The organism is Acinetobacter sp. WC-141 (genome assembly GCF_000313935.1).
Classification (GTDB): domain Bacteria; phylum Pseudomonadota; class Gammaproteobacteria; order Pseudomonadales; family Moraxellaceae; genus Acinetobacter.
Genome location: NZ_AMSS01000025.1, coordinates 1 through 7971 on the forward strand (window position 1 = coordinate 1; position 7971 = coordinate 7971).

Genomic DNA, 7971 nt, shown 5'->3' on the forward strand with positions numbered 1-7971 from the left:
AAATGTGCTTGCCACTTGTTACGTACACCTACCGATTTCACCTCTTTTGGGTTCTTGGCTCCTTTATCCGGCAAGTAGATATTGATGCGGCTATCATCGGTCGGATCCGTGTATTCATAGATCAGACCGTCGTAATCATCCATTACACCAAAGGTAAGATCATGTTTATAACTATCCGGAATGATATTCCTGAAGTTAAACAGCAACACCGAGTTATCTGTTGGCCGTTCAAAATAGATCTTGAGCTTATTGTTTTGCCGGTATGCTGTACAAAACACAGCATCACAAAGGTTAGTGACCAGCTCCTCAAAGGAGAGATTGGTATCATCAATGGTAGTACAAAATTCTGCAGCTAACGGTGTACCGAAGTAGTCGACAATATCGTTATAAGTGCGATAGATATTTTCTATATCAATTTCATCGATCGTACGGCGTCCGATTTTGTCATCCAACGCCATTGAGACCAGTGCATCAGCAAAGCTTGAAGTTGGAAATAACTCCGTCGTCATTGCTCCATTTTTATAAGTGGGTAACATGCGCTGAAGATCAAAATTGATCTTGCGCGACTTAACTGCAAGCGCACCGGTAGTTGCATAAGTACGTGCACGAAAAACCGTTTCATACTCATATTTAGTGCTTTGCAGCGGGAATGCTCCGTAAAGTGCTTGCCACTTCACCTCATCCACTACACTTTCAACAGCAGGTGTAGGTGTTAAACGGCGTGCACGGACACTACAACGCCCCTGAAATGTGACCATATCCAGCGTTGCACCAATAGTCTGCCGTGACTTTGCTGAACCTTTCAGAATGATCTGCTTTAGCATTGGATTACCAATGGCTGCACCCGATTCATTCACCGGTGTGACCTCAACTTCAAGCGTAACGTTTACCGCTGCCTGATTGCCGCCTGCTGATACCGTATAAAGTCCATTACTGGCTACAAAGTTAAAAATGACACGACTACGCTCGAGATTGTCCAGAATAAACGGGCCAATCCACTTTTCACCAATCGATGCAAGCTTTGGAGATAAAGCACCTGTTTGCTGGTTACTGAGTTCTTTTAGCTTTAACCAGTTTGGATTAATTGCAGCAGGATTTGATAACGTCATACGATCATCAGCAACTGATAAGACGCTATAAGTACCGTTTAAATCGTATGTTTGCCCGTTATAGGTAAATGAAGCATTAGTAATTTCTACGCGGTCATTGCTGACAAATTTAGTCGTTAAATCGGTATTGTTTGCAGATGCTCGTAATATCTCGTTTGGATAAGCAAAAATAAGATAATTTGTGCCTTCCAGACTTTGAGTATCTGCAGGACGCAAGATCTGGCCATTCACTGAGTTTTGATGCTGAACAGTTAAAGGCGGTGTGGTAATTTCAGTACCAACAGAAAAATAAGGTTGTCCAGAAACAATATCGACGCCTGGACGGAAGACTTCTACTGATGCTCCAGCAATATCAACAATATTGGTTTCACCATCATAAGCGCCATTAATTTGATAGTAGCCACGACCAATGCAGCCAACAATATGCTCAACTTCAACATTGTTTTCATAAACCTTGTAAGGAACTGCAATCAGATCAGGTGTATTCCATCCAGCACCATAGTTATCCGTAATACGACCATTTACCCTCATCTTATTTTCACGATTAGAAAGTTCGTTATTTGCAGATGAGGATTGGTTGTTATTCTGATTGGTTTGAGCAATCGATGGTGCGGGCATTAAAAATGCAACCGCCACACTTAAAACAATAGATACGATTGCCGCAATAAGCGCTGGCATACCTTTCGGGTTTTCAATCACAATGAAAGTACCAGGTAAGAAATCGAGCTGTTTTAAGTCATGAGCATTCTTAGGTGTAACTTCATTGGCAAATGAAATTTCCGCATGATCCATATTGCTTGATGTATGAAAAATACGGACATGTTCAGGCATAGATTCGTATTTGGAAGTTAGCCATTGCCCTATGGTATGAGCATGTTCCACTGTCTTTTCTTCAGACAAAGGATCCTGTTTATAAATAATCTTAATCATAGTAACTGACCCGACTAAACCCCATTGCTCTGATAACGTCTTCAGCTAAATAAGTGACTCCACCTTCCATCAGATGCAGAACACGACCTAAACGAAAAAGCCCCACATGTGGGGGCTTATTTCTTTGTCTTGGATGGAAGGCGACAATACAGCCCTCCTTCGGCATGGGCAGCGGATTTAAGAGTTTTAATCTTGATGGCAGGAATGTAATTTTGCCCTTAGGTTGCATGAATAAATCCAAAGCTTCGCTACGATCTATTCCGTAGAGATCCATTGCAGCTTCATGGGCAAAATGAACGCAGTTGTATTGCTCTTCGTCATATTGCTTATCAAGCAAATGATCATGACTTTTCATACAGCCCCCTTCAGACCACTAAAGCGATCCAGAGCAAAAATATCTCCAGTCTTCGCGGTATTTAATCGTGGTGATTCAGCCTTGAATGTTACAGCTTTATGATTCATTGATATGCCTGTAAGTTTCAGTCCTAACAAATAATGGATTGGTGTATTCAAGTTGTCTGAACTATAGAGCCGATAATTTACGTTAGGCTTAACATCTGAATATTGCCCTTCAATTACCCGCTCAAACTCATCCGGCAACACATCACCCAGTCCGGAAATTGAAACGGTTAAGGTCTGGTCCAGATCCCCCAGCATTCCAGATCTTTGAATTGACATTGGCAGGTATTCGTAAAAAACCTGACCTGCTCCTTCTGTATGCTGCACATAGACGCCCCGATCATCATTGCGAACAACCCGATAAGTTTTTAGAAATGATGAATGTGATAACTCAATACACTCCAGTTGATAGATATCGACTTTACGATTAAGAAAGAACTTGGCGTATTCGTTATCCATTAGACCTCCCAATCTTTGATAAGTACCTGATCAGCAGTAAGGTTCGGCTGGTTTTGAACAACTTCGAGCTGAGCATTTACCCGGTATAGATTTCCATTCACCTCATTGGTCTTGAACGAGTTCGGTATGAAATTGCATTGGTATTGTTGACGTGCTCCTTGGTCAATGACCAGATCCGCATAAAACGAGGCTGGCTTGTTCTGATAGACACGCCAGAAGGCCATCATTTTATTGAAATCGGTTTTGCTTAAATTCCAGTTCACATCGACAATATGGCTATTACGTTTTACATCGATGTAATAGCGTCCGCGTCCACCGTCCATTTGCTGACGCTTTACATCATCACCTGGTGTTACGCCATAGCCATTTGTTTGAGGATTTAGCTTTAACTTGTACATAACTTTCCTTCAGGTAATAAAAAACCGCCCGTAGGCGGTACCAGAAACAATTGCAATTATTTCAAGGCTAATATAACTGCAACGCTAATAATTCCAAGGACTAATCCCAAATATGTTAATGCTTGTATTAGTCCTACACGATCTGCACCTTTTTCGCTCATTTTTCCATCTACCTTTAATTCCGATTTTGATGTATGCTTATTCATAGTAATGCTTCTCCTTAACTTTCACTGGTTGAGTTGAATTGAAAACCTCAGTGCGCCAACACTGGGGTTTTTGCTTTTTAAGTGCTCTTATTGTTTCATTTCAAAAAAATGTCATTTATTCATTTTTCCTACTTTGGAAAACATAGGCATAAAAAAACCACCCGAAGGTGGTCCTTTCATAATATTGGCTGTCAATAGGTTTTAGAAGAGACTAGGTGTTTACACTGTCAACAGCTCTTTTCTCCTTATACCCACCGCTTTAAATGCATTTCGATACATAGCATTAACATTTCCCTCCTTATACCTGTAACTTTAAAACTATCGATTTCGTCTTGTAGTCGTATTCTCTGTCAAAGAGCGGCTAATAGTTGAGTTTGGATTTCCAATTTGATCACCTACAATTCTAGGCACTGCTTTTGGAAGTTGTTTATCCAACTCCTCTTTAACGATGATCCGGACTGTATTCTCATCCAGTTGTTCAGCTTCCACTGTTGCCCCACTCACCTGATTCACAACTTCAATTTTGAAATTGATAATCGGAGAAGATGGCTCAAAAGAAGGCATAATCTCAGCTTGAGGACGTGTAGATTGCCCTAAGGTGAAATCCTGAATGTCATCAAGATTTGAACGATCCTGAACTAAACCATTTGAAGAGAAGTAAACTTTTCCGTCGTGGAATAGATCAGAGCTTGCTGAAGAAGCAGTAGGTACACGACTATTACCCTTATAAATAATCTGGCCATCTTGAACCGGTTGATTGAAGATGTCAGATTGCTTTTGGCTTTCTATAAAAGCATTAGAGCTCATCATTGCACGGCGCATGATATTATCAGCTGAAGCATTATTGTTGAGGAATGCTTCAGGGCCTGAGCTCTTACGCATTTTCTCAACTAAGCCAACACCACCCCAGCGTTTAATATCTTCTTGGGACCCTACGATCTCGCCTTTGTGCACAGCACCGGCAACTTCATATTTCCCACCTCGACCAGTGAAACCACCGTCCGCAAAGCCTTGATCTTTAATTGCCCTGATGTTAGCAATAATGCTAGCACCTTGTGCAACGGCTCCAGCAATCAAAGGCAAGTTATAAGGGAAACCAGCTTTTGAAGCAGCTGCGATATTTTGCTGGATGGCAATACCTGCAGCTGCAATTGCATAAGCTTTATCTGCAGCAAACATGAGCTTATAGGCTTTGGACTGTTCACCAAACATTGAACCAAACATCGAAGTGACTGAACCCATCATTTGTCCACCAAGGGCAATCTGAGCGTTTAATCGATCTTGTTGATACTTGTCTTCAACGTCCTTAACGTTCTGAGCATAATCACTGTAAATTTGATTCCGTTGCTCTTGAGCAGCTTGAATGATCGCAGTTTTCTGGTTTTCGTAATCCTGCTGACTTATAAGCTGTTGCTCAAATTGTGCATTTAAAGCCTCAATAGAATTTTGTTCATTTAAATTAACCACACCTTGCTGACTATCAAGTAGATTTGTCGCGGCACTTAGGCGGCTAGATCGTTCTTGATCTAGTCTATAGAACTCACCACTGCCATTCATATCAGCTTGAATACCACCCCATGCTTGACCAGCTTTTGCTGCACGATCAAGTGCTTCTAATCGTTCTTGATCACGTGATAATGCCAGTCGCTTACGTTTTTCCTCCTCATCTTTTACTGTTTTAGCAATTTCTTCTCGCTCCAATCGGTAGCGTTCTTGCATTGCCTCAGTTTCTGAAAGCAAGAATAATTTAGCTTGAAACAAACGTTGCTCTTGAGCAAGTTTTAGTAAACCTAATTCTTGTTGCAACTGTTGAGCTAACAAATTAACAGCTTCTTTACGCTGTTCTTTTGTCATCTCTAAGTCGTGTTCGGCTTCAAATTGACGTTTTGCAAAACTGTCCTTTAAAAGCTGCTCTTCCGACTTGGTGAAATCACGGAATGAATCAAACTTAGTCTTTGTAGCTTGCTCAGCAATAGCAATATCATTATCTGCACGTGCTTGAAGTTCTGCTTTTATTTCAGCCTTACGTTCCGGGCTAAAGTTAGCTTTATCAACATCCTCAAGTTTTTTGGCCAGATCATTCCTAATCTTTTTTACTTGATTAGCAACCTCATTTTCTAATTGAAGGCGAAGTTTTGCCTGCTCCTCGGCCATTTTAGTGGTATCTTGAATAAGCTTATCAAAGTCTTTTGATGAAATATCACCAGCAGAATAGCCATTAATACCAGCCATGTAACTTTGATAGTCTTTCCAGTATTGATTATTATTTTTACCAATACCTTTACCCTTCATTACATTGCCTTCACCTGCATGGTATGCACGTACAGCCTTTTCTAAATCACCTTTAAAAAGCTTCAAAAGATAAGACATGTACTTAGCCGCACCTTCAGCAGACTGTGCTAAATCAGTGCGGTCTTTTATGCCATATTGCTTGGCAGTACCTTCGAGAAACTGAAATCCACCAGTGGCCCCGGTTTCTTTGTTATAGGCTTTTGCATTACCTCGAGATTCGATCATATGAATCGCGGATAATGTTCCTGATGGGAGTTTGTATTTAGACTCTAGATCTGCAAAGCCGAATTTTGAAGCATTTGCTAGGACTTTCGCATTTACATTTAGTACTTTTTGCTGATTTTTAAGCTCCTTGTTTTGCTCCCGTATAGAATCAGTTCTAGCATCCGTGATGGCTTTGATTGATTCTTCTGCTTTCCAAGTATCCGTTAATGCTTTCATAGCCTCTCGGTCTGCTGCCTTAAGACCCTTAGCTAATGAATCTTTATAAAGCTTCAATAAATCATTAGCCTGAGACTCAGAAAAACCCTTTTTCATTACTATCTCGACAAATTGCGTATCCCACAATTTATCTGCATACAATTTCTGTAAGGACTTTTGAGCCTCATCTGCAGCCTGTTTTGTATTCTTGATAGCATCAGCATGCTTCTGTTGCTCAATTGCTGCATTTTGGGCTTTATTACCCGTTAAGGTAACTTCGATACCAAACAATTTAATGGCTGTTTTCGTCTTATCAGCCTTTTCATAAGCCTCATTGTATTTGTCGATTTGCTCCTTTAATGCATCTCTTAAGCTTGGGGGTAACTTCTGTTTAGCAAGTTGCTCCATAGCCTCCTTGTAGCTAATTGTGCCCAATCGAGCTTCATTAGAAATCCTTGTAAGTTCAACATTGCCTTTACCGAAGTTTTGAATATCAATTAAGGCTGAACCAACGGCCAATTCTGTTTTTTTCAACTCCTCATTTTGAGCTTTAAAGGCCGTTGTTAAGTCATTAATAGCTTTGGTTTTTGCCTCACCTTTTAACCCTTTTAATTCTTCAGCAGTACGGTTAGCCACTTCGGCTTGTTCAGCAAGTGTTCTATTCGCTTCTTCTGCCTTACCTTTAAAATAAGTATATGTTGCAGCCAGAGCGGATACACCTAGGGTAATTGCGCCAATTGGACCGCCGATAAGTCCTAATGCTCGACTGCCAATACTGCCAACCAAAGAAGAAGCTGCTGAGAGTCTTGATTGAGCAGCGGTTTGTGCATTTGTAGCAGCAGTTACTGCTGCTTGTGCCTGTGCATAACGTGTAGCTGCCGCAGTTGCACCAAATTTAGCTTGGGTTTCTGCGTTTGTGGCTCGGACATTCGCGAGATGCGCTTTAGCCGCATTCAAGGTAGCTGTAGCTTCTGCATATTCAGCTTGAGCGTTTAATACTGATGCTTGGCGGCTAGCTAAAGTCGATGTTATTCCATCCTTAACTGCTGCGCTCTTCATTAAAATTGCATGAGTGATATACCCAATACCAACTACCAATGCCCCATCTGCAATTAAATCTAAATTACTTGCAAGAGTTTGAACTGATCCAGCTAATACCTGTGCGGCCCCACTACCTTTACCAGCCTCACCCACAAACTTAGTAATTTCGTTATTTAAAAGTGTGAGTGATTGACCAATTGTGATATCAGTTTTAGCAAACAGCGCATCAACATCGTCTTGGACATTATTAAGGGCCTTAACGATTTCTTTTGAAGTAATCTTTCCTTCTGCGGCTACTGAACGTAATTGCCCCACTGTAATACCCATGCCTTGTGCAATAGCTTTTGCTAAAGCAGGGGTTTGCTCCATTACAGAATTCAGTTCTTCACCACGTAATGTACCACTGGCAAGAGCTTGTCCGAACTGTACTAATGCTGCATCAGCGGCCTCCGCACTTGCTCCACTAATAGCCACAGCTTTTGATACGGTTTCAGTTAATCGGGCAGTATCTTCCATCGTAAGATTTAATGTCTTGGCATTATCACTAAAGCGCTGGTACACCTGTAAAACTGAATCCCAAGCAGAATATGTCTTTTGAGCAATTCGGAACGTATCTTCAGTTGCTTTATTTAGCTCACTTGGTTATTAGTCACTAATTTAAGACGGTTTTGAAGTCCTGTGTATGTATCCATCTTAGATATTGCAGCACTAACAGTA

At 41.1% G+C, this 7971-nt stretch carries 6 protein-coding genes; all 6 read right to left on the minus strand.

Features of this window, described 5'->3' with window-relative positions; all coding sequences use genetic code 11:
* The coding region (locus ACINWC141_RS03905; protein ID WP_034677583.1) for a host specificity factor TipJ family phage tail protein at positions 1–2039 on the minus strand (2039 nt) is incomplete at its 3' end.
* On the minus strand, positions 2032–2394 hold the full coding sequence (locus ACINWC141_RS03910; protein WP_009388174.1) for a hypothetical protein: 363 nt from the start codon (positions 2392–2394) through the stop codon (positions 2032–2034). The genes ACINWC141_RS03910 and ACINWC141_RS03905, both read right to left, overlap by 8 nt.
* The gene (locus ACINWC141_RS03915) at positions 2391–2897 is read right to left on the minus strand and encodes a DUF1833 family protein (RefSeq protein ID WP_009388176.1); all 507 of its coding nucleotides are present in this window, start codon (positions 2895–2897) and stop codon (positions 2391–2393) included. Before ACINWC141_RS03915 ends, ACINWC141_RS03910 begins: the two co-directional genes overlap by 4 nt.
* Entirely contained in the window at positions 2897–3295 is a 399-nt protein-coding gene (locus ACINWC141_RS03920) for a hypothetical protein (protein WP_009388175.1), read from the minus strand. Before ACINWC141_RS03920 ends, ACINWC141_RS03915 begins: the two co-directional genes overlap by 1 nt.
* Positions 3296–3351: 56 nt before the next feature.
* Positions 3352–3501: a hypothetical protein gene (locus ACINWC141_RS20265; RefSeq protein WP_009388179.1), complete on the minus strand. Its 150-nt coding sequence runs from the start codon at positions 3499–3501 to the stop codon at positions 3352–3354.
* A gap of 318 nt (positions 3502–3819) precedes the next feature.
* The gene (locus ACINWC141_RS03925; RefSeq protein ID WP_502322076.1) at positions 3820–7857 is read right to left on the minus strand and encodes a tape measure protein; all 4038 of its coding nucleotides are present in this window, start codon (positions 7855–7857) and stop codon (positions 3820–3822) included.
* Between the last annotated feature and the right edge of the window lie 114 nt (positions 7858–7971).